This is a genomic window from Rhabdothermus arcticus, from assembly GCF_055382915.1.
The window spans coordinates 1,229,403-1,251,396 of sequence record NZ_AP043808.1 but is presented as its reverse complement, the minus strand read 5'-3'; the positions used below and the strand labels follow the sequence as shown (position 1 = coordinate 1,251,396).

Genomic DNA, 21,994 nt, shown 5'->3' with positions numbered 1-21,994 from the left:
GTTTACATGCGAAGTATACGCATGCCCTACGGGCGAATGCAAGCTATGCGAATGCTTATGCATCATCCATCTGCGGGGGCAGCAGCAGGTTGGCGAGGATCCCCACCAGCGCCGCCAGGCTCATGCCGGTGACCTTGAGCGGTACCTCGGCCCCCGCGACCTGGATCGTCCCCAGGTCGGCGACCGCGCCTCCCAGCCCGAGGACCAGGATCAGCGAGACCACGATCAGGTTGCGCGAGTGGGTGAAGTCGATCGCCGCCTCAGCCAGGGTGCGGATGCCGATGGAGGCGATCATCCCGAAGAGCAGGATGGAGATCCCCCCAAGCACGCCGGTGGGCAGGGTCTGGAGGACTGCCGCGAGCTTGGGGGAGAGGCCGAGCAGGATCGCGAAGACCGCGCCGATGCGCAGCACCGAGGGGTCGTAGACCCGGGTGACCGCGAGCACCCCGGTGTTCTCCGAGTAGGTGGTGTTCGGCGGGCCCCCCAGGAAGCCCGCGAGCATCGTCGCCAGGCCGTCGCCGGTGAGGGTGCGGTGCAGGCCGGGGTCTTTGAAGAAGTCCTTGCCCACCACCCGGCCGTTGGTCAGGATGTCCCCGATGTGCTCCATCACCGTGACCAGGGCGACTGGGGCGATGAGCAGGATCGCCCCCCATTCAAAGCTGGGGGCGACGAAGGGAGGGAGGCCGAACCAGGCCGCTTCCATGATCGGCGCGGTGTTCACCCGGCCGAGAGCCAGCGCCACCACGTAGCCGGCGACGACCCCGGTGAGCACCGGGAGCATCTTGTAGAGCCCGTGGAAGAAGACCGCGGCCACGATCGCCGCCGCCAGGGTGACGACCGCGAGCAGCCAGTCCTTGCTGGCCATGTCCACCGCGACCGGGGCCAGGGTCAGGCCGATGACCACGATCACCGGTCCGGTGACGATGGGGGGGAAGAGCTGGCGCACCCGCGTCGAGCCCACCGCCAGCACCAAGAGCGCGAAGAGGAGGTAGACCGCGCCGGCGGCGATGATCCCTCCGCCGACCGCGCCCAGGCTGAATCCTGCCTTTTGCGCGGCGATGATCGGCGCGATGAAGGCGAAGGAGGAGCCTAGGAAAACCGGAACGATCCCCTTGGTCACCAGGTGGAAGACCAGGGTGCCGAGCCCGGCGGTGATCAGCGCCACCGAGGGGTGGAGCCCGGTGAGGAGCGGGACCAGGACCGTCGCGCCAAACATCGCCACCGTGTGTTGCAGGCCGAGGACGAGCTTTCGCGTGGGTGTCAGTTCCATCTTCCCTCCTTTTGGTGGGCCCAAAAAAAGGCGCCCCAAAGGGCGCGCGTGGTCATTGGCTCCGGTCCCACCGGGACCGCATTTTAACAAAGCCCGGTGATCGCGTGCGGCAAAAGCATCTTCCGCCCCGCAATCGGGGCGGAAGCCTGGAGCCGGCGGCCGGATTCGAACCGGCGGCCTACCGCTTACGAGGCGGTTGCTCTACCGCTGAGCTACGCCGGCGCACAGCCCCATTAAGTATAGAAAGAACCCCCGTCGGAGGCAAGGAAACTGGTGGGCCCTGCAGGACTCGAACCTGCAACCAACCGGTTATGAGCCGGCCGCTCTCACCATTGAGCTAAGGGCCCGGGCAAACCCTAATCTAGCCTAGACGCGTGCACCGGACAAGCGCGCGAGGAGGGCCTCGGCCTCCTCCCGTTGCGCCAGGCTGGCGAACACCACCCGTTCGCCTGGGGCCCAGGTCTGGGCGGCATGCACCACCTCCGGGCGGTCGTTCTTGAGTCGCACCAGGGGCAGGAGCACCTCGGGCAGGGCCAGCGCCTCGACGGGCCGGTCGGGAAAGCCCTTGGGGACCGCCCACTCGAAGACCTCCGCCTCGCGGTGGGCGAGGGCGTGGTCCCACTCGGGGAGGTCGATGGCCCGGCCGAAGGCCACCTGCCCCCCGGCCTGCGTGACCAGCTCGAGCTTCAGGCTCTCGTTGTCCACCGCAGGATAGGCCCGCTCGATGGCGAAGACCTCGCGGCCGAGGAGGACGCTCAAAAGGTTCACCTCGGAGTTCAGGGTCACCGCGAGCAGCGTCCCCGCCTCGTCGGCCCCGGCGAGCTCGAGCACGTCCTCGTCGAGGGCGTTGCCGCGGATCACCGGCAGCCCCTCGCGGATCGCCTCGCGTACCAGGCGCGGGTTGCGATCCACCAGGGTCACCGGCCGTCCGGCAGCCTTGAAGCGCCGGGCCACCTCGCGGCCAATCCCCCCGGCGCCGATGATCAGCGCGCGCCGGTGGGTGGCGTCGGCGAGCCCGAAGGCTCGGGCCAGAAAGGGGGCGAGGAGGCTTGAGAAGACCACGGTGAGGAAGATCGTCAAAAAGACCAGGGCCAGGAGCCGGGTGCCCTCCTCCCCCAGGCGCAAGGCGAAGAGGGAAGCGACCGACGCGGCGACGATCCCCCGCGGGCCGACCGCGGCGATGAAGGCCTTCTCCTTCAAGGCGAGCGTCGAGCGCGCCAGGGAAAGGAAGACCGCCGCCGGGCGCACCAGGAGGATTAGCGCCAGCACCGTCCAGAACCCCGACACGCCTTCGGCGAGGACGGTTCCAAGCGGCAGGTCGGCGGCCAGGAGGACGAAGAGCAGGCTGATGGCCAGGGTGGTCAGCTGTTCCTTGAAGCGGCGGAGGCGGTGCTCCTCGGGGATCGCGCCGCGCTGCACGACCAGGCCCATCGCCACCGCGGCGACGATCCCGGCTTCGGAGAGGAGGGCGTCGGCGAGGCCGAAGGCCACCAGCACCGCGGCCAGGGCCACCAGGTTCTTGAGTTCGAGGGGCACCCAGCGCGGCTGCTTTAGGAGCCAGGAAAGCCCGGCTCCCAGCGCCGCGCCCACCAGGCCCCCGACCAAAAAGCGCCCGACGTAGCCCGCCGCCGCCTCGGGAAGGGTCAGGAGCCCTCCGTGAGCGAACTCCACCAGGGCTTCGAAGACCACCACCGCCAAGAGCGCCCCCACCGGGTCGACGAGGATCGCCTCGCCCTCGAGCACCGTCTTCAACCTACGAGGGACGGGGATGCGCTTCAAAAGCGGCTGGATGACGGTGGGTCCGGTGACCGAGACCAGCGCTCCGAAGAGCAACGCGCTGCTCCACCCCAGCCCGCCGAGCCAGAGGGCCGCGAGGGTGGCCCCGACCCAGGTGATCAGCACCCCCCAGGTGACCAGCTGGCGCACCTCGAAAAGGGCGTTCTTGAGCTCGGAAAGGCGCAGGGCCAGGGCCCCCTCGAAGAGGATGATGGCCACCGCTAGCTTGACCAAAAGGCTGAGCCCGTGCTCCAGGCTTGCCGGCCTCAAGAGCCCGACGCCGTCGGGGCCGAAGGCCACCCCGAAGACCAACAGCAGGACCAGCGCTGGGAGCCGGTAGCGGTGCGCCAGGATCTGGGCACCGATGCCCAGCCCCACCGCCGCTACGGCGGTTCTCAGCGCGAGCGCTTCCAACGCCTAGGCCTCCTGGGAGGGCGGGGTGCCAGACGCCAGCCGGGACTCCAGCTCGCCGATGTAGGCGGCGAGGGTGTTGACCGCTTTTTCCAGCTCCTCCTTGACCTCCGCGCGCAGCTTGGGGGAGGTGGCCTCGAGCCGGTTTTTGAGCTCGTTTTGCAGGAGCTTGATCGTCTCCAGGCGCTCCGCGAGGGTCGCGGCCTCGCGCTTGATCGCGTCCAGGAGCTGGTCTTCGGTGCGGTCCGCGGTCTCCACCACGGTCTTCTCGATGCGCGCGTGGTCCCCCTTGAGGGTTTCCAGCCCGCTCTCCAGCGTGGCTTTGAGTTGCGCGAAGCGCGATTCTTCCTCGTTGTCCAGCTTCTTGCGCAGCTGGTGCAGCTCCCGGGCGTAGCGGCGCACCTCGATCAGCGCCGAGGCCTCGACCCCGACCACGAAGAGGGCGTAGACCAGGGTAAGGAAGGCGATGACGCCGAGCATCACCAGGCCCAGGGGGGCCTCGACGCGGGTGAAGAGCAGGTTGAGCGAGGTCGGGGCGGTGAAGGCCGCCCAGTTGAGGCCGGCGAAGACCGCCAGCAGGGCGAGAAAGAGCAGCACGAACAGGGTGCGGAAGTTCATACGGGCCCAGTATACAAGCGGGTCCCGGTGCGGTTTTCCAGCACCGCACGGAGCTGCCCGCGGCCGCCCTTGGCGATCACCGCCTGGGGTGCGCCCCGTTCCAGGGCCTCGAGGGCGGACGCGACCTTCGGCACCATCCCGCCCCGGATCACCCCTTCGGCGATCAGCGTCCTGGCGGCGTGGGGGTCGAGGCGGTCCAGGGGCCGGCCCTCGGCGTCGAGGACCGCCTCGACGTCGGTCAGCAGCAGGAGGGGGGCCCGGAGCGCCCCCGCGATCGCGGCCGCGGCGCGGTCGGCGTTGACGTTGAGCGCACCTTCCTCGTCCACCGCGATCGGGGCCACGACCGGGGTGTAGCCGCGCGCGATGAGGTCCAAAAGCGGCCGGGGGTGGACGCTCGGGGTGCCGCCGACCCGGCCCAGCTCGGGTCGGACTTCGGCGCGCATGAAGGCCGCGTCGCGGCCGGTCAGGGCGATCGCCGCGCGACCGCGGCGGCTGAGCTCATGCGCCAGGACCTTACCCAGCCGGGTCAGCACCTTCTCCACCGCCTCCAGCTGGTCGGCGGGGGTTTCCCGTTCGCCGCGCACGAAGCGTGTGGGCATCCCTAAGCGTTCCAAAAAGGCCCCGATCTGGGGACCGCCGCCGTGCACCAGGACCAGCGCGTCAGGGAAGGCCGCGAGATCGTCGAGCACCTCGCCCGCTCCGCGCAAAGAGCCGCCAACCTTCACCACCCACATCTCCATTAGCATAGGGCCATGCGCGTGCGCGAGCTGATGACCCCGAATCCCTTGGTCGTGCAGGTTGAGACACCGATCGCCGAGGCCGCGGCGTTGATGTTGAAAAACCGCTATGGCGGGCTGCCCGTGGTCGAAGGCGAGCGGCTGGTGGGGGTGGTCGAGGCCGACGACCTCTTGCCGAAGCCGGAGCTGATCCCCCACTCCGAGGTCGAGGCGCTGCGCCTCTTCGATGACTGGGTCGACCCCGGCGACTACGCGGAGATCTTCCACCGCTACCAGAACAACCCGGTCCGGGTGGCGATGCGGGCGAACCCCCCGGTCGTGCACCCCGACGACCGCCTCTGGGGCGCCCTCAAGGCGCTGGTGGAAAACGACTTCCGCCGCCTGCCGGTGGTGGACGAGGAGGGGCGGGTTGTGGGAATCCTGACCCGCAGCGATTTCCTCCGGCTCTTCTTGGAAGGGGGTGCACGCTGATGGAGGCCCAAGCACCGAGCGTCGCTGAGCTGCTCTTTCAGATCTTCATCCTCGTCGTCGCGGTGCAGTTCATGGGCTGGCTGTTTCGTCGTTTCAATCAGCCGGCGGTGATCGGCGAGCTGGTCGCCGGCGTCGTGATCGGGCCCTCGGTGCTGGGTTGGGTGCACGAGGGGCACACCCTCGAGTTCATCGCCGAGCTCGGCGCGGTCTTCTTGCTCTTCATGGTCGGGTTGGAGACCCGGCTCAAGGACGTCCTGGCGGTGGGCAAGGAGGCCTTTTTCGTCGCCGTCTTGGGCGTGATCTTGCCCTTCGTCGGGGGGTACTACTTCAGCGTCTTCTCCGGTCACGACCAGGTGGCCTCGTTGTTTTTCGGCGCCGCCCTGGTTGCGACCAGCGTGGGCATCACCGCCCGCGTGTTGCAGGAGCTCGGCGTGCTCTCCCGGCCCTACAGCCGGATCATCCTGGGGGCAGCGGTGATCGACGACGTCCTGGGGCTGATCATCCTGGCGATCGTCTCCGGGATCGCCCAGACGGGGGCGATCGAGGGTGCGGCGGTGATCCGATTGATCCTAATCTCGGTGGTCTTCGTGGGTCTGGCTGCGGCGGTGGTGCCCTTGATGCGCCGCCTGCCCTTGGAGCGGCTACCCTTTCAGTCCACCTATGGCGCGGCGATGGTCGTCGCGCTGGGCATGGCCTCGCTGGCTTCGGCGATCGGCTTGGCGCCGATCGTGGGGGCGTTCTTGGCGGGGATGATCATGGCCGAGGTGGCCGAGGAGTACAAGCTCACCGCCCCGGTGCACGCGCTCGAGGGCTTCTTGGCGCCGATCTTCTTCGCCTACATGGGGATCCTCCTGGACCTCAAGGCGCTCGGCGACCTGGACGTGATCAAGGCTGGCCTGATCGTTTCCGGGATCGCCGTCGTCGGCAAGCTGATCACCTTCTTGGCGGCGATCACCCAGGGCATCAAGAACGCCGTCATCGTCGGGGTGGGGATGATCCCCCGGGGCGAGGTGGGGTTGATCGTGGCCGCGATTGGCCTGACCAACAACGCCATCGACGAGACCCAGTTCGCGGTGGTGATCTTCATGGTGGTGGTCACCACCCTGCTCGCCCCCTTGCTCTTGAAGCCCCTGATCCTCTGGGCCGAGGGCGGAACGCTCCCCCAGGAGGCCTAGGATGCGTCGCTGGGTCGCGGTGCTCTGGTTCTTTGGGCTGGCCGCGGCCCTCGAGTACACCGTCGCCCCCGGCGACACCCTCTTCTCCCTGGCCCGGCGTTTTGGCACCACGGTGGCCGCGCTCAAGGCGGCGAACGGCCTGGAAGGCGACCTGATCCGGGTAGGGCAGCGGCTTTGGATCCCCGACGCAGGGCCGGATTTCCGGGCGCTCGCCCGGCCCTTCCTGGGGGCCCCCTACCGCTACGGGAGTACCGGGCCGGGCGGGTACGACTGCTCGGGACTGGTGGGCGCGGTCTACGCCCGGCTGGGAAAGGCCCTCCCGCGCACCACCCGGGACCTGTTTAGGGTATCGTCGCCGGTGACCAAGCTGCGTCCCGGGGATCTGGTGTTCTTTTCCTTTTCCCGCCGTCCGGTGGATCACGTGGGGATCTACCTCGGCGAGGGCAGGTTCTTGCACGCCGCGAGCGACAAGGGCGTGGTGATCGAGCCCTTGGATTTGCCCTGGTACCGCAGGGCCTTCGTGGGGGCCCGGCGGGTCATCGGCTATGATGGGAGAAATGAGCGAACCCAAGATCACTCCGCTGGCGCGCCGGCTCGCTGAGGAGAACGGCATCGACTGGCGCCGGATCGAAGGGACCGGTCCTGACGGCACGATCACCGAAAAGGACATCCTGAACTTCCTGGCCAAGGTGATGAGCGGCGAGGTCTCGCTTGAGGGTCCGCCCCCGGGCGAGCCCCCGCCCCCCGAGGGGAGTGCCGACCTCGAGGCGGCGCGGGCTGCCCTGGAGAAGGAAGGGGTCGAGCTCGAGGAGCTGATCCCCGAAGCCGAGCCCACCAGCGAGTTCGAGCTGGAGCTGGATTTCGAGGAGGAAGAAGAAGCCGCCGAGGTGGCGCCAGCGCCCGAGACCTGGGAGCGCGCGCCTTGGCCGGAGGAGACGATCATCCAAGAGGAGGCGGCCGAGGCCACCGCCGAGGCCGAGGTCTACCCCAAGGACATCACCGCGGAGACCGAGCTCTTCGCCGAGACCGAGGAGCAAGAGGCGGTCGTGCTCGACGACATCACCGCCGAAACCCCGGTCTTTGCCGAGGCTGAAGCGCCCAAGACCGACATCACCGCCGAGTTTCCGGTCTACACGGAAAAGGACGCCGGGGTGGCGGCCGAGGCCCCTGAAGCCGCGAGCGTGGTCGTGGACGAGGAGCTGGCCCGGGACCGCGCCATGGCCCCGCTCTGGCCCCGGGCGGTCAACCTGGCCCCGCTCGACGCCCTCTTGAGCGACCTCAACTACGAGTTCGGGCGCAACCTCTCCCGGGAGAGCTTCCTCTTCCTCGCCGCCCGGCGTGCCCTCTCCGAGCTGGAGATCCCCCTGCAACCCCTCAAGGGGCGGCGGCGGATTCCCGAGGTGGAGAGCTTCTCCCAGTTCCTGGAGGCCTGGGCGAAGGAAGGGGAGGAGGGAGAGGGCCTCTCGATCGCCGAGGAGACCCCGCCCGTGACCCCCGGGGAGAACCGGCTCCGCCTGACCACCGCGGGGATGCCCGAGGGCTTTGGCCTGCTGCTGCTCTTCGGCGATATGGACTTCGCCGAGCGCTTTCTGGACCTCGTGGTCCACTACCTCGAGCGCCCGGCGCGGCTGTTGGTCTTTCGCTAACGCCGCCGCTTGCGGCGCTTTTTCCCGCCTACCTCGGCGGGCACGCTGACCCCCTTGAGGCGGGCCTCGAGGGCGCTGATTTGATCCCGGAGCTCCGCCGCCCGCTCGAAATCGAGCGCCTCGCTGGCCTCCCACATCTCCAGGGTGAGCGCGGCGATCTCCTCCTTGATCGCCTCCTCGTCGACCGGAAGCACGACCTCCACGGCCTCACCGTAGTCCTCGGGCTTGACCAGGGGGCGCACCGCCTTCTCGATCGTCTTGGGGGTGATCCCGTGGGCGGCGTTGTAGGCCTCCTGGATTGCCCTCCTCCGGCGCGTCTCCTCGATCGCCGCACGCATTGCGTCGCTGATCTGGTCGGCGTAGAGGTAAACCTCGCCGAGGGCGTTGCGGGCGGCGCGGCCGATGGTCTGGATCAGGGCCCGCTCGCTACGCAAGAAGCCGGTCTTGTCCGCTTCCAGGATCGCCACCAGGCTGACCTCGGGCAGGTCCAGCCCTTCGCGCAGCAGGTTGATCCCCACCAGGGCGTCGAACTTCCCCAGCCGCAGGTCGCGCAAGAGCGCCTGGCGCTCGAAGGCGTCGAGCTCGTGGTGCAGGTAGCGGGCGCGGATGCCGTGCTCGACCAGGAAGTCGGTCAGGTCCTCGGCCATCTTCTTGGTGAGCACGGTGATCAACACCCGCTCGCCGCGGGCTGCGCGCTCCCGGATCGCGCGCATCAGGTCCTCGATCTGGCCCTGGGTGGGCTTGACCGTGACCTTGGGGTCGAGGAGCCCGGTGGGGCGGATGATCTGCTCGACCACCCGGTCCGAGACCTCGCGCTCGAAGGGGCCGGGCGTCGCCGAGACGAAGACCAGCTGTCCGGTCTTTTCCAGGAACTCCTCGAACTTCAAGGGGCGGTTGTCCAGCGCCGAGGGAAGGCGGAAGCCGTAGGCCACCAGGGTCTCCTTGCGCGCGCGGTCCCCCGCGTACATGCCCTGCAGCTGGGGGACCGCGACGTGCGACTCGTCGATGAAGGTGAGGAAGTCGTCGGGGAAGTAGTCGAGGAGGGTGTAGGGGGGCGACCCGGGCGGCCGGCCGGAGAAGTGCCGGGCGTAGTTTTCGATGCCCTTGCAGGTTCCGGTGAGGCGCAGCATCTCCAGGTCGTAGAGGGTGCGCTCCTTGAGGCGCTGGGCCTCCAGGTGCTTGCCCGCCGCCTCCAGCTCCTTCAAGCGGGCCTCGAGCTCGGCGCGGATCGAGGCCAGGGCGGGCTCGAGGCGTTCCTCCGGGGTGGCGTAGTGCGAGGCGGGGAAGAGGACGAAGCCCGGCAGCGGCCGCAGCTTCTCCCCGGTGACCGGGTGGACCACCGCGATCGCCTCGATCTCGTCCCCAAAGAGCTCGACCCGGATGGGTTCGGTGTCGTAGGCCGGCCAGACCTCGATGACCTCCCCCTTGACCCGAAAGCGCCCGGGCTCCAGGGAGACGTCGTTGCGCTCGTAGAATAGGTCCACCATGCGCTGGATCAGGGCCTCCCGGTCCAGCCGATCACCGACGTTGATGATCAGGTTGAGCTCGCGGTAGTCCGCGGGGTTCCCCAGGCCGTAGATCGCGCTCACCGAGGCCACCACGATCACGTCGCGGCGGGTCAAGAGGCTCCGGGTCGTCGAGTGGCGCAGCCGTTCGATCTCCGGGTTGATGCTGGCGTCCTTTTCGATGTAGAGGTCCCGCCCGGGAACGTAGGCCTCGGGCTGGTAGTAGTCGTAGTAGCTGATGAAGTACTCGACCGCGTTGTCCGGAAAGAGCTCCTTGAACTCGGCGGCGAGCTGGGCCGCGAGGACCTTGTTCGGGGCCAGCACCAGGGCCGGGCGGTTCATCGCTTCGATGACCTTCGCCATCGTCACCGTCTTGCCGGTGCCGGTGGCCCCGAGCAAGGTGAGGTAGTGCTCGCCCGCCTCTAGGCCTTCAACGAGCTCGCGGATCGCCTTCGGCTGGTCGCCTTTGGGCCCAGGTCCTCGGTACTTGAACACTGCCCTTCATTCTAGGGTTGGGGCGGGTGCGGCAATGGGGCGTGGACCAGAGTTGAGCATCGAGTTTTTTAGGGGTAACACAAAAGCCGGTATATTAAAAAGCTTTTAAATCAAGTGGCAAACGGGGAATCAGCGTCTGGTCACCTATCCTGGAGGTAAGAAGATTAAGCCTATGTGCGCTGCCTTCACCCAGATTCCCCTCACATGTTTGAGGTCACTGCTAAACAACGTGGAGAGACGGCACAGCTCAAGCGGAGCCTCGTTTGGGGCAGTAAGGCCTTCGGTACTGCTGCGTTTGCTGAAGCTCACCAAGTTCTCATGGGGGGATAGCCTCCAGGTGGAGGTAGCAGAAAATGGGTAGAATGAACCACAAACCGACCAAGATGCTCTCAGGGAATCCAGGGAACGGATCGAGAACAGCGTGCATGACCCCCGGGTTTGGGTGCAGGCGGTGGGCGAGGGTGAGGTACCCATACGCTCCACATACCTTGCTCTTCTGACGGATTTCCTTGGGGCTTTTCAGCAATGCGTCTACAGCACGGCGAATTCGACCGACCTCTATTATAAGACGGAGGGTTATGGCAACCTCATCGACAAAGGAGCAGCCGTACGCCGTTGAAGTTAGGGGCATCGTGAAGACCTACCCTGGAGGGACACCCGCCCTCCGGGGTGTCGATTTTTTCCTACGCACGGGCGAGCGGGTGGTTCTCCTCGGGCCGAACGGGGCAGGGAAGACCACGCTGGTGAAGATCCTCGCTGGATTGGTGGAACCGGATGCCGGCGAGCTTAGGGTGTTTGGAAACCGCCCTACCCCGAGAAAACGGCGCTGGCTAGGCTTCCTTTTTGAGGAGGCCGAGAACCTCTACGGATACCTGACAGCTTGGGAGAACTTGCTTTTTTATGGCAGGCTCGCGGGTGTCCCCGAACGCGCTCTCCGCGAGAAAGCCTTAGAGCTGTTGTCCGGGTTCGGTCTGGGGTCGGCGAGGGACCGGTTAGCCCAGAACCTCTCGCGTGGGCAAAAGCAGCGGCTCGCCCTTGTTAGCTCCCTGGTACAGGGAGCTAAAGTTTATATCCTTGATGAACCAACCTTGGGGCTCGATCTCCAATCGCAAAACGACCTCATTGCGCGCATCAATGAGCTCCCCACGGTGCTTATTACCACGCACGACCCGGTTTTGGCCTGGGAAGTTGCCGATCGTTACGTGGTGCTGAAAGCCGGTGAGGTCCGTGAGGTCACGGGTCGCACAGATCTCGCAGCCAAAGGGGTCCATGATGCAGAGACGCTCCGGAATTGGCTTTTGGAGGTATATCGGTGACCCCCCTTTTTCGAGCTTTCCTGGCACGCAGCTTTGCCATTCAGAAACGCTACTTCACCGATTATGCACTTGGACTTTTAGTGAAGGTGTTTTTCTTTACCGCCATCCTGTATGCCAGCCAGGGGCATTCAGCGCGGCCGGCTTATGTGGCCGGATTTTTACTCTGGTATCTCGCCGCGCACCTGCTAGCAAGGATGGCCAACTTCTTTTTGGAGGAAGCTTATCTGGGCACGCTGGCCCGTTTGCTCGCCTCACCCCACTCTCCTGTGGCTATCGTTGCTGCGCTCTCGCTCGCTGAGCTCCTAGTGGCCTTGCCCTGGGTCGCTACCCTGGCAATTTACGCTAGGTTGAGCGGTGTTTCGTTGGCTGGCCTCGGGCCGGAAGCGCTGGTTGCCAGCTTGCTGGCGCTGGTAGGCGTTTGGGGGCTTGGCCTTTCGCTGCTCGCGGCCTCATTGCGCTACAAGCAAGTGGGGAGCTTTACCGAGATGCTTACCTTTTATCTTCTTCTTTTTTCCGGATTCTTCGTGCCCGGGGAAAAGCTCCCCCTGGCCTTACGCGCATTGAACACGCTGAACCCTTTAGAATGGGCGGTTAAAGTTTTTCTTGGTGAGGGCCTCGGGTCGCTGCTGGCTGTAGCCTTGTTTTGGGTGTTGGTTGGCGGCGTAGCGTTCGCCCACGGTTATCGCTGGGCAAGGCGCAGTGGCCGGCTCCTCGATTATTGAACGTTCTGCCCCGGCTGGTTGAGAAAAAAAGGCCAAGCTTCTGATCCGGCAGGATCTCGTTCTTGCAAATAACCGAATCCTTCGTTTGCGACCTTGACTTTTGTAAACGAAGCGAGCAAAACGGGGGTTGCGATGCGTGCAGATCGCGAACAGCCCCACTACTATCTTGACCCCGGTCAGCCCGTGTAGGGCTAACCTTGCGGACCTGATCATCGCCCCCTTCATCTGGGGGTCGTTCTGTTCGGCCTCAACCTTTAGCGGGGCTACCGCCTGATCACCCAGGCCTACTGCCACCTCTCCTTCTTTTCCCAGACCTCCACCACTCTCGCTTCTACAGGGTGCTGAGGAATGCTTCCCCCTCCTTGTCCGCCTGGCCCGGGGCCACCGTATCCACACCCACGCCTTGCTCCAGGCCGCGGTGGGCCGGGTCCCCTAGGGGGTTTCTCCGGATTTGCCCTGGCGGCGGTGATGGACAAGGAAGGCTGCTGCGAACGCTGGGCCATCCTTCCCGGCAACGCCCGGGAGACCTGGGCAGAACCCTTAGTGGCCGACCTTTCCCGGTTCGCCCTGGTTCTGGGGGACCGGGGCTTTCGCTGGGTGGAAGGGGTGAAGACACCGCCCTACCGGCTGCGAGGAGGTCAGCGGGTGGAGACGGGCTGGAAGCCCCTCATGGGCCAGGCGCGGAACGGAATCGAGACGTGCTTCAACGTGCTGGTGCGCTCTCTAGGGCTCCACCGCTTAGAGGGCAGGCGCTTTCGATCCCTTTTGGCCCGGGTAAACCTCATCCTGCTGGCCCACAACCTGGTGCGGAGTCATGCCTTGCTCAGGATCGCAGGGGCGGAATCGTGAGGTGAAGGTAGCAAACGAAGGAATTGAAAGTGCCTTTGGCGAATCTCTCAGCTGGCAACGCAAGGACGACAGACGTGCTTCAAGTATCGAATACGCGGGTCGCGGAAAACGTGGGTTGAAGGATCGTGACGCCTGGCCGCAAATCCAGGAAGAAAGGATCGATGCCATGCTCCGCCTGCATAAAGCGCTGGGGCCGTACGTGAGGAAGCTCTAACCGGGGAAATCATGTGAATCTGGTCATGATCGATCGTGGCGGTCCGGGGCTTCTTAACATGAGCCTGTGCTCCTCGTCGGCACCGCCTCCTGGACCGACCCCACCCTGCTCGAGGCGGGGTGATACCCGCCGAAGGTGGCGCGGAGCGCCGAGGGGCGGCTCCGCTACTACGCCGAGCGCTTCCCCACCGTGGAGGTGGACGCGACTATGACCTGCAGATCCAGTCGATGCTAAGCCTAAGTATCCGCCTACGAGCACCTTTTCGCTTAAATAGACTCACACAGGGAGTACAAGCCACCTTTCAGTTCGGTTTGGTCGTTTACCTTTGGTTAACCCGCCGACGCTAGGTTGTATCTTGCTATGAAGGCACGCAAAGGAATCTGCACAGTAGTTTTGGTTCTCGGCCTTTCGGTCACGGGCTGGGCGTTTGCTTCCACGCACGCCGAAGGCATGGCCTCGCTCCCCCCAGAGGTCCGCCAGGCGATCGATTCGGGGGCGACGGTGGCCTTCCTTGATGCGGAGGGGAATACGATCTGGACCAGTTCCCTGGGCCTTGAGCCCCGAGGGGACTTGCTGGCGCAAGCCGCCCAGCTGGTGGTCTACGATCCTCAGGGTAATCCGACCCTGACCCTCAGCGTCGAGCTCCGAGGGGATGATCCCGTTGTTGCTCTGCCGGACGGCACCCTCCTGGAGGCCGAGGTCGTGGCGGAAGCGGCGTTGGCCCATCGTGCGGCTAATGGTAAGTATCCGGAAATGGATGAGGCCGATGAAGGCTCTCACAAAAAGAGCGAGGTCGAGGAAACACACGCCTCCGGCGAGGACCATGAGGCGCATGCTTCGGACGAGCGCGATGAGCACGGTGTCGATACCCCGGAGGGTGATGTCTCTGACCATGCCGGCAGCGTCGACCAGCCCGACGATGAGGACCGCCACGGCGGGCGGGGAAGCGGCGATCACGAGGACCAGGACGACGATCATGACGGCGACCAGGGCGACCACGACAGTGGCCAGGAAGACTGAGAGCCGGTGAGGCCACCGGGGGCCCGGTCAGCGGGCCCCCGGACTTTGGTTCGGCCAAACAAGCGGCACGCCTTGCCCCGTTCGCCCGCAGCACGGAATCTGCCCGCTTTTCGATGACTGCAAGACGGCGCTTCCGGTCTCGGGGCTCCCCATGCATGAGGCATGCTCCTGCCACGTGTGGAATGAAGAGATCTGGTGGAAGCGGACGAAGGCCGCCTACGAGCGTTTCAACTACCGGTACTCGGAGGAGAGGGTCGTCGAGCACGTCGCCTGGGCCCGCCAGCTCGAGGCCCGGGCCAGGCGCGTCTTCGTCATCTACAACAACAACGACGGGACCCAGGGGTGAAGGCGGCGGCGATGTTCATGAGGCTCGCTGGGCTTCGCTGGTCTCCAGTGGGTGGTGCCCGGTTTGGGATGGCACCGTTACCGGCCTAGGGTGAAGTTCTTCCCTTTCCGGAAGAGGGCGGCGCCGGGCGTCCTCGGGGAGCTCCCGTCCCTCCTCCCAGAGCCCCTCGCGGTGGCCTCGCTCGGAGAGGAAACGTGCGGTGAGCAGGGGCACCGCCTCCGGGAAGCGACCCTCACTTGAGATCTACAGACAGAAAAGCCCGCTTGGCCTCAAGCATCGAACTGCTTTGCTTGATGGATCGCTGCCAGAGCTTTTTGAATATAGGGGGCGACCTCCCAGTAGTCGAACGCCACGTCTTCCCCGTCGCTGATGAAGAGCACCGTGTAGTTGTGGGGAGGAAGGTTGCAATCTCGGGAGAAGCGGAACAGCTCGGCGAAGGCACGTCCCAGCTCGGTGAGGATGACCTCCCTGGGGTCGTCCCGCGTGAGCCCGTCGATGAACTTGGCCAGGAAAGGACCATCTTCGTCTTCGATTCCCAGCGGTCTGAGCAGCAACAGCGCTCCGGTTTTCCGCTCCACCATCCTCGCTCCTTTCGTAATCACGATTGCATAAAAGGCAGCCGTCTTGCGTTTACGCTCGCCGGGCTCAGTCAAACGGGCACTTATGCAGGACGCGGAGGGGCTCGCGGTCGGGAACCTTGACGACCACGGTGCCGTCGGACCTGGTGGCCGGGGAAAGGAGGTTGGGTTTGTATGGCAAGGGGAGCACAGGTTAGGCGATGAAAACTGCTTCTGTCCAACGATCTTCCAGGCCGGACACGCGTTGATGCTAGGCCGAGGCCCTCGTGAAGCCCGGTTGATGAGAAGACCTCATGCCCGTCTCATGTTCAAAGGGGGCAGGAGGCGCTTTATGAGAAATTTCTCATCTGTTCAAAGGGGACGTGCGGCGTTTCATGAGAAGTTCCTCATCTCGATCTCACGTACGCCTTGGGGGCAGCGCTCGGGCTGGCGATAGGGGCAGCCGGCGCAGCGCTCGGGGGAGGGCGTGGGGTCGAACTTTCCCGATTGGATGGCCTCTTGCGAAAAGCCATGGGGCGCGAGCGGCACCACCTGGTCGCGCTACAAATGATTGAGATCGGCAACCACCCTTTCCCCGCCTGGCTGGCAAACGGCGCGGCGCGTTCCCCGAGCGAGGGTGCTTATTCGTCTTTGGGCCTAAGCTCGAAGGCGTCCGTGACCGTGTTGTAGACTGCTTCCCAGTCCTCCTCGCCCAGCTCGAAGGTGCCCTCGGCGGCGTTGTAGACGGGCGTGTCCGCCTCCTCCGGGCGCAGCTCGAAACGCGCTGCTACCGGGTTGTACCTTGGCGCGGAGCCGGGCGGGGCGTAGGCGTAGCGGTCCTCGACCGGGTTGTACTGCAGCTCCCAGTCCTCGGGGACGTACTCGAAGGTGTCCTCGACGGGGTTGTATTTGAGCACCTTCATCTTCGCCTCCGGGTTAGGCGACGTAGGTCAGCCAGTCGACGTACTCCGGGCGTTTTCCGGTCGCGGCCTCGATGTAGGCCTTGCGCAGGGCCATCGTGATCTCGCCGGCCTGGCCGCCGCCGATCGGGCGGTGGTCGATGTAGGAGACCGGGGTGACCTCGGCCGCGGTGCCGGTCATGAAGACCTCGTCGGCGCCGTAGAGCAGGTCCCGGGAGACGCGGTGGGCGACCTCGACCGGGTAGCCGAGGTCGCGGGCGATGCGGATCACCGAGTCCCGGGTGATGCCGGGCAGGGTCACCGAGGGTTCGACCGCGTAGACGGTACCTTCCTTGATGAAAAAGAGGTTCTCCCCGGAGCCCTCGGCGACGAAGCCCTCGGCGTCCAAAAGCAGCGCCTCGTCCACCCCGGCCTTAAGGGCCTCGATCTTAGCCAGCGCGGAGTTCACGTAGTTGCCGCCGACCTTGGCCTTGCCCGGCATGACGTCGGCCGGGAAGCGGCGCCAGGAGCTGGTGACCAGGCGCGCCCCCTTGCGGATCGCCTCCTCCCCCAGGTAGGCGCCCCATTCCCAGGTCGCGATCATGACCTCGGCGGGGTTGTTGGGCAGGGGGTTGACCCCGAGCGAGGTGTCGCCGAACCAGGCCAGGGGGCGGATGTAGCAGGCCTGCCAGCCGTTTTCCCGGATGGTGGTGAGGATCGCCTCCTTGAGCTCGGCCTTGCTGTAGGGAATCTCCAGAAAGATCGCCTTGGCGGAGAAGAAGAAGCGGTCGAGGTGCTCGTCGAGGCGGAAGACCGCGGGGCCGCGGTCGGTGGCGTAGGCGCGGATCCCCTCGAAAATGCTGGTGCCGTAGTGTAGGGCGTGGGCCAGGACGCTGGTCTTGGCCTCTTCCTGGGGGACGAGCTTGCCGTTGAGCCAGATCTTGCCCGCGTGGATTTTGCTATCGCCCGACATGGGTCCATTATGCCCCGCCGAGGCGCTGCCGGAGGAGGGTGCGCAGCCCTTCGGGGAGCCCCTCGAGGTCCTCGGGCCGGGCGGGGCGGCCGTGCTTGAGGCTAAGCCAGCGCAGCGTGGCCTCGAGCAGCCGCGGGGTCAGGCCGGGGTCCTCGGTGGCCCGGGGGAGGAGGGTGCGCACCTCGTCCCAGAGCAGGTCCAAGGCGAGCCAGCGGGCGGCGGCGGCGAGGTCGCCGTCCAGCCGCGGGGCCGCACCGGCCGCGAGCCGGCGCGCCTCGGTCCGGACCAAGGGGCTTTCCAGCCTGACCCGGCAGCTTGCGCAGATCCCGCCCTCGGGGCTGGGCGCGCCGCAGACCGGGCAGGGGGATGCGGCCTTGGCCCGCCTCAGGACCCTGGCCCCGAGCCGGATCGCGGCGTCCCGCAGGGGTGCGGGCAAGGGGGCGACGACCGGGGCCAGCTCGGCGAGGTCCACGGGGGGCGGCTCGGGGGACGCGGCGGAGGCCTGGGTCGGGGCCTGGGCGCGTACCCGCCCCACGACGAAGCGCAGGTCCCGGACCTTGCCCTGCCCCAGGTGGTGGGCGTAGCGCTCGAGCAGGACCGGGCGCTGGTAGGTGAGCTGGTGGGCCAAGACGGCGTCCTTGACCTTGACCCAGAGCACTCCGCGCTCGAAGCGAAAGGGCTCGGTCAGGCGCGCAAGCCCTTCGCCGGCGATCTTCGGCCAGAGCGTGAGCACCCGGCCGATGGCGAGCCCACGCTTGAAGCGGGGGCGGTTGAGGAGCCGGCCGAGCACCTCCCCGGCCTTGACCGGCCGGCCCTCGCGCCGCTCAGGCATGGGCCCTCACCTCCCAGGTCCCGGCGGCGAGCGCGACCACCTGTGCGGCCCCCTTCGGGGGCTCGGTGCCGGTGACCACCGCCTGGGGCAGGGTCCGGGCGTAGGCCAAAAGGGTGGCCTGGCGGCGGGGGTCGAGCTCGGCGACGACGTCGTCGAGGAGGAGGACCGGGGCCTCGTCGTGGTGATCGCTCAAGAGCCGGTGCTCGGCGAGGCGCAGGGCCAGCGCCACCGAGCGAGCCTCGCCGCGGCTGGCGAAGCGCACCGCGTCGCGCGTCCCCAGGCGGATCGCCAGGTCGTCGCGGTGGGGGCCAAAGAGCGTCGCCCCGCGCTCCACCTCCTCCGGGAGGTGGGCGGCGAGGGCCTCGGCCAGCCCACCGGGCGGGACGGTCTCCCGGGGCTCGAGGCCGAGCGCCTCCCCCCCGAGCTCGGCGTGGACCGCGTTCGCCAGCGGGGTCAGCCGGGCGAGGATCCGCCGGCGCATCGCGAGGACCTCCTCGCCGTAGGCGGCCAGCCGCTCGCTCCAGGGGGCGATCCCCCGCCCGCCGGCCTTGAGCGCGGCGTTGCGCTGGCGCAGGGCGCGCTCGTAGGCCGCGACGAGGGCCCGGTAGCGGGGGGAAAACCGGGCGATCAACGCGTCCAGAAAGCGCCGGCGCTCCTCCGGGGGGCCCTTGACGATGAAGAGGTCCTCGGGGCGCAGCCAGACCGCGCCGGGAAGCTCGGCCAGGGCCCTGAGGCCGGCCGGGGCGCCGTTGAGCCGGAGGCTGCGGCCCCCGGCCCCCAGGCGCTGTTCCACCGTGACCCGGCCCAGCGCGGTCGTGGCCTCGGTAAAAAGCCAGGCCTCGCTGGCGCCGAAGGCGATGCGGTCCGCGATCGCTCCCCGCAGCTCACCCCCCAGCCCCAGGTAGAGGGCCTCGAGGAGGTTGGTCTTGCCCGCGGCGTTGGCCCCCACGACCGCGGTCAGCCCCGGGCCGAGGCGCAGCTCGGGGGTCTTCAGGTTGCGAAACTGGCGTTGTCGGAAGGCGACCAGGCGCATCTCATAGGGCCCGGCGGATGCGTTCGACGTCCTCGGGGGTGTAGCCGTAGAGGGTGACCTCGAGGTCGTCCGGGGCGGCCTTGATCTCCTCCAGCATGATGCGGATTACCCGATCCTTGTCGAGCCCGCCCACGCCGGTTCCGAGGAGGGGGAAGGCGACGGTCTTGAGCCCCAGCTCCCGGGCCAGTTTGAGCGCGCTGCGCGTCGCCTGGCGGACGCTTTCGTAGCTCGCCGGGGCGTCGCCCATCACCGCGGCGTGGATCACGTAGCGCGCGGGCAGCCGGCCGGCGGTGGTGGCCACCGCCTCACCGACGCGGATCGGGCCGATGCGGTCGCACGCGGCCTGGATCTCCGGCCCCCCCTTGGCGCGGATCGCGCCGGCGACGCCACTCCCCAGCTTGAGCCAGTTGTTGGCGGCGTTGACGATCGCGTCGCCCGCGAACGCGGTGATGTCGCCCTGGGCGATCCGCAAGCGGGCCATGGCCTTATTTTACCTGACAGTTCACCGCGATCACCGGAACCGGGCTCTTGGCCAGGACCTCCAGGGTGGTCGAGCCCAAGAGCCGCCGGGCCAGGCCCAGGCCCCGGGTGGCCATCACCACCGCGTCGTGCCCCACCGCCTCCTGCAGGATCTCGTAGGCGGCGTCGTCCCCCTTGCGCAGCAGGGCCTCGGCGGGAACGCCCTCGGCCTTCGCGGCCTCGAGCGCATGCTCCAGCGCTTCGTCGGCGAAGGCCTCCATCTTCTTGAAGAGCTCGTAGGTCAAAGGCTCGGGGAGCTCGGGCAGGGGCACCAGGGTGCTGGGGTTGGTGAGCACGTGCAGGAAGGTGAGCCGGCCGCCGGTGGCCTTGGCCAGCTTGATCGCCTCCACCACCGCGCGCTGGGCACAGGGGCTGCCGTCGGTCGGGACCAGGATGCGCCGGTACATGCCCTCATAATACGGGGGTGCGGCCGATCTTCTTCCTCTCGGACTTCGGGCTCGAGGACCCCTACGTCGGCGTCGTGCGCGGGGTGATCGAGCGTCTCGCCCCGGGCGCCCGGGTCCACGACCTGGGCCACGCCCTGGCCCCGGGGGACCTGCGGAAAGGGGCCTGGAGCCTCTTCGCCGCGGTGCCCTGGCTTCCCGAAGGGGCGGTGGTCCTGGCGGTGGTGGACCCCGGGGTGGGGAGCGCCCGGCGGGCGCTGGCCGTCGCGGGCGAGCGGCATCTTTACGTGCTTCCGGACAATGGCCTTCTGACCCTGGCTGAACGCAGGGACCCCATCAAGGCCGCGGTCCGCTTGCCCGTCCCCGAGGGGGCGAGCGCGACCTTCCACGGCCGCGACGTCTTCGCCCCGGCCGCGGCGCGGCTCGCCTCGGGGCAGGCGCTTTCGTCCCTGGGCGAGCCCCTTTCGCCGTCCGAGCTGGTGCGGCTGGACCTCGCGCTGGGCCAGACCGAGGGGGAGGTGCTGACCTTCGATCGCTTCGGCAACGCGATCACCACGATCGCGGTGCCTAAGGCCCCGCCTAGGGGGGTCCGGGTCGGCGGGCGGACGCTGCCCTTTTTGCGCGCCTTTTCCGACGTGTCCCCCGGCCGGCCGCTGGCCTACGCCGGCTCCAGCGGTCTGGTGGAGATCGCCGTCAACCAGGGCTCGGCGCGCGAGGCGCTGGGGCTAGCGGTCGGCGAACCCGTCGCCCTCGTTTTCTAGGTCCGCGCGCAGGCGGGGCATCAGGGTGCGGTCGGCGAAGTCCAGGTTGACCGGGGTGACCGATACGAAGCCCTGCTGCAACGCCCAGAGGTCGGTGCCCTCCTCGGCCTCGGCCCGGGGCTCGCCGGCGACCCAGTAATAGGGGACGCCGTAGGGGTCCTCGCGCTCGATGACCTCGTCCTCGAAGTAGCGCTCGACGAGGGTCGCGACGCGCACCCCTTTGGGCCGGCCCGCGGGCACGTTGACGTTGAGGAGGACCTTCTTCGGCAGGCCGTGCCGGGCCACCCAGCGGGCCACGTAAAGCGCCGCCGGGGCGGCATGGGAGAAGTCCAGCTCCTCCATGCGCAGGGTGTCCAGGCTGACCGCGATCGCCGGGATGCCCAAGGAGGTGGCCTCCATCGCCCCGGCGACGGTCCCTGAGCTGGTGATGTCCAGCCCCAGGTTGGCCCCCAGGTTGATCCCGGAGACGACGAGGTCGAAGGGCCCCTTGAGGTGCACCCCGAGGACCACGCAGTCCGCCGGGGTGCCGTCGACGCGGTAGGCGGGGATGGGCTCGAGCCCCGCGCTCGCGGTGTGCTTGAAGCGCAAGGGGCGGCGCAGCGTCAGCCCGTGGCCCACCGCCGATTGCTCGATGTCCGGGGCCACCACGACCACCTCGCCGAGGGCGGTGAGCGCGCGGGCCAGGGCCTTGATGCCGGGGGAGAAGATGCCATCGTCGTTGGTCACCAGGATGCGCATGTCCGAAGTCTAAGGCTGGCGCGGCGCGGGCTCGGGCTGCAAGAATGCCCTCATGTTCCCCGTCGCCGACATCAACCGCACGCGCCGGCCGGCGGTGGTGGTGCGCGGGCTGGTGGCCCTGAACGCGCTGGTCTTCGCCTACGAGCTCATCCTCCCCCCGGACGCGCTGCGAGCGCTCTTTTACACCTACGGCTTCGTCCCCGCCGCGTTTTGGGCGAACCCCTTTTCCGAGTGGCCGACGCTCTTCACCAGCATGTTCTTGCACGGGGGCTGGGCGCACATCCTCGGGAACATGTGGTTCCTCTGGGTCTTCGGGGACAACGTCGAGGACCGGCTCGGACCCGGGCGCTTCCTCCTCTTCTACCTTTTGGGGGGCGTGGCCGCCGCCCTCGCCCAGGGGGTCTTCATGCCCGCCTCGAGCCAGCCGATGATCGGCGCCTCGGGGGCGATCAGCGCGGTGCTCGGCGGATACTACACGCTCTTTCCCAACGCTCCGGTGCTGACGATGGTGCTGCTCGTCTTCTACCCGGTCTTCTTTTACCTCCCGGCCTGGTTCTACCTCGGCTACTGGGCGCTGCTGCAGTTCTTCGAGGCCCTGATCGGGGTGACCGGGATCGCCTTCTGGGCGCACCTGGGGGGCTTCGTCTACGGGGTCTTCGCGGTCCGCTGGTTTTTGCCCCCCGCCCGCTGGCGTCGACGCTAGAATG

The 21,994-nt window shown here is 67.3% G+C and carries 24 protein-coding genes, 2 tRNA genes and 1 pseudogene; 12 read left to right on the top strand and 15 right to left on the bottom strand.

The window, feature by feature from the left end; translation table 11 throughout:
* Positions 1–55: 55 nt before the first annotated feature.
* The 6 genes from ACZ48Y_RS06550 to argB form a co-directional block, all read right to left on the bottom strand.
* A complete protein-coding gene (locus tag ACZ48Y_RS06550; protein WP_464742856.1) occupies positions 56–1,264 on the bottom strand; it encodes a uracil-xanthine permease family protein in 1,209 nt (402 codons plus the stop codon).
* A gap of 153 nt (positions 1,265–1,417) precedes the next feature.
* Positions 1,418–1,492, bottom strand: a tRNA-Thr gene (locus ACZ48Y_RS06545).
* Positions 1,493–1,541: 49 nt separating this feature from the next.
* A tRNA-Ile gene (locus ACZ48Y_RS06540) sits at positions 1,542–1,617 on the bottom strand.
* A 19-nt stretch (positions 1,618–1,636) separates the two neighbouring features.
* Complete coding sequence (locus ACZ48Y_RS06535) at positions 1,637–3,460, bottom strand: cation:proton antiporter domain-containing protein (RefSeq protein WP_464739684.1); 1,824 nt, start codon at positions 3,458–3,460, stop codon at positions 1,637–1,639.
* Positions 3,461–3,463: 3 nt separating this feature from the next.
* On the bottom strand, positions 3,464–4,075 hold the full coding sequence (locus ACZ48Y_RS06530) for a LapA family protein (protein WP_464739683.1): 612 nt from the start codon (positions 4,073–4,075) through the stop codon (positions 3,464–3,466).
* Complete coding sequence (argB, locus tag ACZ48Y_RS06525; protein ID WP_464742854.1) at positions 4,072–4,815, bottom strand: acetylglutamate kinase; 744 nt, start codon at positions 4,813–4,815, stop codon at positions 4,072–4,074. The genes ACZ48Y_RS06530 and argB overlap by 4 nt, the downstream gene beginning before the upstream one ends.
* A gap of 12 nt (positions 4,816–4,827) precedes the next feature.
* Here argB and ACZ48Y_RS06520 point away from each other — a divergent pair, with 12 nt between their 5' ends.
* Genes ACZ48Y_RS06520 through ACZ48Y_RS06505 form a run of 4 tightly spaced genes read left to right on the top strand, consistent with a single transcriptional unit; the run spans position 4,828 to position 8,104 of the window.
* Positions 4,828–5,283, top strand: a complete 456-nt coding sequence (locus ACZ48Y_RS06520; protein WP_464739682.1) for a CBS domain-containing protein — start codon at positions 4,828–4,830, stop codon at positions 5,281–5,283.
* The gene (locus tag ACZ48Y_RS06515) at positions 5,283–6,458 is read left to right on the top strand and encodes a cation:proton antiporter (RefSeq protein WP_464739681.1); all 1,176 of its coding nucleotides are present in this window, start codon (positions 5,283–5,285) and stop codon (positions 6,456–6,458) included. The genes ACZ48Y_RS06520 and ACZ48Y_RS06515 overlap by 1 nt, the downstream gene beginning before the upstream one ends.
* 1 nt (position 6,459) lies before the next feature.
* Positions 6,460–7,059: a C40 family peptidase gene (locus ACZ48Y_RS06510; protein WP_464739680.1), complete on the top strand. Its 600-nt coding sequence runs from the start codon at positions 6,460–6,462 to the stop codon at positions 7,057–7,059.
* Positions 7,016–8,104, top strand: a complete 1,089-nt coding sequence (locus tag ACZ48Y_RS06505) for an E3 binding domain-containing protein (protein ID WP_464739679.1) — start codon at positions 7,016–7,018, stop codon at positions 8,102–8,104. Before ACZ48Y_RS06510 ends, ACZ48Y_RS06505 begins: the two co-directional genes overlap by 44 nt.
* On the opposite strand, the gene uvrB is transcribed toward ACZ48Y_RS06505, so the two are convergent.
* Positions 8,101–10,104 (bottom strand): excinuclease ABC subunit UvrB, encoded by a 2,004-nt coding sequence (gene uvrB, locus ACZ48Y_RS06500; RefSeq protein WP_464739678.1) that lies wholly within the window; start codon positions 10,102–10,104, stop codon positions 8,101–8,103. The two genes, ACZ48Y_RS06505 and uvrB, sit on opposite strands and share 4 nt — an antisense overlap.
* A gap of 578 nt (positions 10,105–10,682) precedes the next feature.
* Here uvrB and ACZ48Y_RS06495 point away from each other — a divergent pair.
* The 6 genes and pseudogenes from ACZ48Y_RS06495 to ACZ48Y_RS06470 all read left to right on the top strand — a co-directional run bounded on the left by ACZ48Y_RS06495 (position 10,683) and on the right by ACZ48Y_RS06470 (position 14,571).
* Positions 10,683–11,420 carry an ABC transporter ATP-binding protein gene (locus ACZ48Y_RS06495; protein WP_464739677.1) on the top strand — a complete coding sequence of 246 codons (738 nt, stop codon included), beginning with the start codon at positions 10,683–10,685 and terminating at the stop codon, positions 11,418–11,420.
* Complete coding sequence (locus tag ACZ48Y_RS06490) at positions 11,417–12,142, top strand: ABC transporter permease (RefSeq protein ID WP_464739676.1); 726 nt, start codon at positions 11,417–11,419, stop codon at positions 12,140–12,142. Before ACZ48Y_RS06495 ends, ACZ48Y_RS06490 begins: the two co-directional genes overlap by 4 nt.
* A gap of 305 nt (positions 12,143–12,447) precedes the next feature.
* Positions 12,448–12,991, top strand: a pseudogene (locus tag ACZ48Y_RS06485) (transposase family protein); the annotation flags it as partial.
* 1 nt (position 12,992) lies between these two features.
* Complete coding sequence (locus ACZ48Y_RS06480) at positions 12,993–13,205, top strand: DUF4268 domain-containing protein (protein WP_464739675.1); 213 nt, start codon at positions 12,993–12,995, stop codon at positions 13,203–13,205.
* A 360-nt stretch (positions 13,206–13,565) separates the two neighbouring features.
* Positions 13,566–14,225 (top strand): hypothetical protein, encoded by a 660-nt coding sequence (locus tag ACZ48Y_RS06475; RefSeq protein WP_464739674.1) that lies wholly within the window; start codon positions 13,566–13,568, stop codon positions 14,223–14,225.
* A 175-nt stretch (positions 14,226–14,400) separates the two neighbouring features.
* Entirely contained in the window at positions 14,401–14,571 is a 171-nt protein-coding gene (locus ACZ48Y_RS06470; protein WP_464739673.1) for a hypothetical protein, read from the top strand.
* 269 nt (positions 14,572–14,840) lie between these two features.
* Here ACZ48Y_RS06470 and ACZ48Y_RS06465 read toward each other — a convergent pair whose 3' ends face one another.
* The 7 genes from ACZ48Y_RS06465 to ACZ48Y_RS06435 form a co-directional block, all read right to left on the bottom strand.
* Entirely contained in the window at positions 14,841–15,149 is a 309-nt protein-coding gene (locus ACZ48Y_RS06465) for a hypothetical protein (RefSeq protein WP_464739672.1), read from the bottom strand.
* A gap of 620 nt (positions 15,150–15,769) precedes the next feature.
* On the bottom strand, positions 15,770–16,051 hold the full coding sequence (locus ACZ48Y_RS06460; protein ID WP_464739671.1) for a hypothetical protein: 282 nt from the start codon (positions 16,049–16,051) through the stop codon (positions 15,770–15,772).
* 13 nt (positions 16,052–16,064) lie between these two features.
* Positions 16,065–17,000 carry a branched-chain amino acid transaminase gene (locus tag ACZ48Y_RS06455; RefSeq protein ID WP_464739670.1) on the bottom strand — a complete coding sequence of 312 codons (936 nt, stop codon included), beginning with the start codon at positions 16,998–17,000 and terminating at the stop codon, positions 16,065–16,067.
* Positions 17,001–17,007: 7 nt separating this feature from the next.
* Complete coding sequence (locus ACZ48Y_RS06450; protein WP_464739669.1) at positions 17,008–17,832, bottom strand: DciA family protein; 825 nt, start codon at positions 17,830–17,832, stop codon at positions 17,008–17,010.
* The gene (recF, locus tag ACZ48Y_RS06445; RefSeq protein ID WP_464739668.1) at positions 17,825–18,865 is read right to left on the bottom strand and encodes a DNA replication/repair protein RecF; all 1,041 of its coding nucleotides are present in this window, start codon (positions 18,863–18,865) and stop codon (positions 17,825–17,827) included. Before recF ends, ACZ48Y_RS06450 begins: the two co-directional genes overlap by 8 nt.
* A gap of 1 nt (position 18,866) precedes the next feature.
* Positions 18,867–19,346, bottom strand: coding sequence for a macro domain-containing protein (locus ACZ48Y_RS06440; RefSeq protein WP_464739667.1), 480 nt, complete (start codon positions 19,344–19,346; stop codon positions 18,867–18,869).
* A 4-nt stretch (positions 19,347–19,350) separates the two neighbouring features.
* Positions 19,351–19,791 carry a universal stress protein gene (locus ACZ48Y_RS06435; protein WP_464739666.1) on the bottom strand — a complete coding sequence of 147 codons (441 nt, stop codon included), beginning with the start codon at positions 19,789–19,791 and terminating at the stop codon, positions 19,351–19,353.
* A gap of 17 nt (positions 19,792–19,808) precedes the next feature.
* Between ACZ48Y_RS06435 and ACZ48Y_RS06430 the strand changes: the two genes are divergently transcribed.
* Positions 19,809–20,549 carry an SAM hydrolase/SAM-dependent halogenase family protein gene (locus ACZ48Y_RS06430; protein WP_464739665.1) on the top strand — a complete coding sequence of 247 codons (741 nt, stop codon included), beginning with the start codon at positions 19,809–19,811 and terminating at the stop codon, positions 20,547–20,549.
* Here ACZ48Y_RS06430 and surE read toward each other — a convergent pair.
* Positions 20,514–21,287, bottom strand: a complete 774-nt coding sequence (gene surE / locus ACZ48Y_RS06425; protein ID WP_464739664.1) for a 5'/3'-nucleotidase SurE — start codon at positions 21,285–21,287, stop codon at positions 20,514–20,516. The two genes, ACZ48Y_RS06430 and surE, sit on opposite strands and share 36 nt — an antisense overlap.
* Positions 21,288–21,339: 52 nt before the next feature.
* Between surE and ACZ48Y_RS06420 the strand changes: the two genes are divergently transcribed.
* Entirely contained in the window at positions 21,340–21,990 is a 651-nt protein-coding gene (locus ACZ48Y_RS06420) for a rhomboid family intramembrane serine protease (protein WP_464739663.1), read from the top strand.
* The last annotated feature ends 4 nt before the right edge of the window (positions 21,991–21,994 follow it).

Excerpts from the sequence above, each read along its gene's own strand:
- ACZ48Y_RS06455 (WP_464739670.1), bottom strand. The coding sequence starts at position 17,000 with ATGTCGGGCGATAGCAAAATCCACGCGGGCAAGATCTGGCTCAACGGC.
- ACZ48Y_RS06440 (WP_464739667.1), bottom strand. The coding sequence starts at position 19,346 with ATGGCCCGCTTGCGGATCGCCCAGGGCGACATCACCGCGTTCGCGGGC.
- ACZ48Y_RS06495 (WP_464739677.1), top strand. The coding sequence starts at position 10,683 with ATGGCAACCTCATCGACAAAGGAGCAGCCGTACGCCGTTGAAGTTAGG.
- ACZ48Y_RS06505 (WP_464739679.1), top strand. The coding sequence starts at position 7,016 with ATGAGCGAACCCAAGATCACTCCGCTGGCGCGCCGGCTCGCTGAGGAG.
- ACZ48Y_RS06450 (WP_464739669.1), bottom strand. The coding sequence starts at position 17,832 with ATGCCTGAGCGGCGCGAGGGCCGGCCGGTCAAGGCCGGGGAGGTGCTC.
- ACZ48Y_RS06475 (WP_464739674.1), top strand. The coding sequence starts at position 13,566 with ATGAAGGCACGCAAAGGAATCTGCACAGTAGTTTTGGTTCTCGGCCTT.
- surE (WP_464739664.1), bottom strand. The coding sequence starts at position 21,287 with ATGCGCATCCTGGTGACCAACGACGATGGCATCTTCTCCCCCGGCATC.
- ACZ48Y_RS06530 (WP_464739683.1), bottom strand. The coding sequence starts at position 4,075 with ATGAACTTCCGCACCCTGTTCGTGCTGCTCTTTCTCGCCCTGCTGGCG.
- argB (WP_464742854.1), bottom strand. The coding sequence starts at position 4,815 with ATGGAGATGTGGGTGGTGAAGGTTGGCGGCTCTTTGCGCGGAGCGGGC.
- ACZ48Y_RS06435 (WP_464739666.1), bottom strand. The coding sequence starts at position 19,791 with ATGTACCGGCGCATCCTGGTCCCGACCGACGGCAGCCCCTGTGCCCAG.
- ACZ48Y_RS06515 (WP_464739681.1), top strand. The coding sequence starts at position 5,283 with ATGGAGGCCCAAGCACCGAGCGTCGCTGAGCTGCTCTTTCAGATCTTC.
- ACZ48Y_RS06510 (WP_464739680.1), top strand. The coding sequence starts at position 6,460 with ATGCGTCGCTGGGTCGCGGTGCTCTGGTTCTTTGGGCTGGCCGCGGCC.
- ACZ48Y_RS06460 (WP_464739671.1), bottom strand. The coding sequence starts at position 16,051 with ATGAAGGTGCTCAAATACAACCCCGTCGAGGACACCTTCGAGTACGTC.
- ACZ48Y_RS06420 (WP_464739663.1), top strand. The coding sequence starts at position 21,340 with ATGTTCCCCGTCGCCGACATCAACCGCACGCGCCGGCCGGCGGTGGTG.
- recF (WP_464739668.1), bottom strand. The coding sequence starts at position 18,865 with ATGCGCCTGGTCGCCTTCCGACAACGCCAGTTTCGCAACCTGAAGACC.
- ACZ48Y_RS06520 (WP_464739682.1), top strand. The coding sequence starts at position 4,828 with ATGCGCGTGCGCGAGCTGATGACCCCGAATCCCTTGGTCGTGCAGGTT.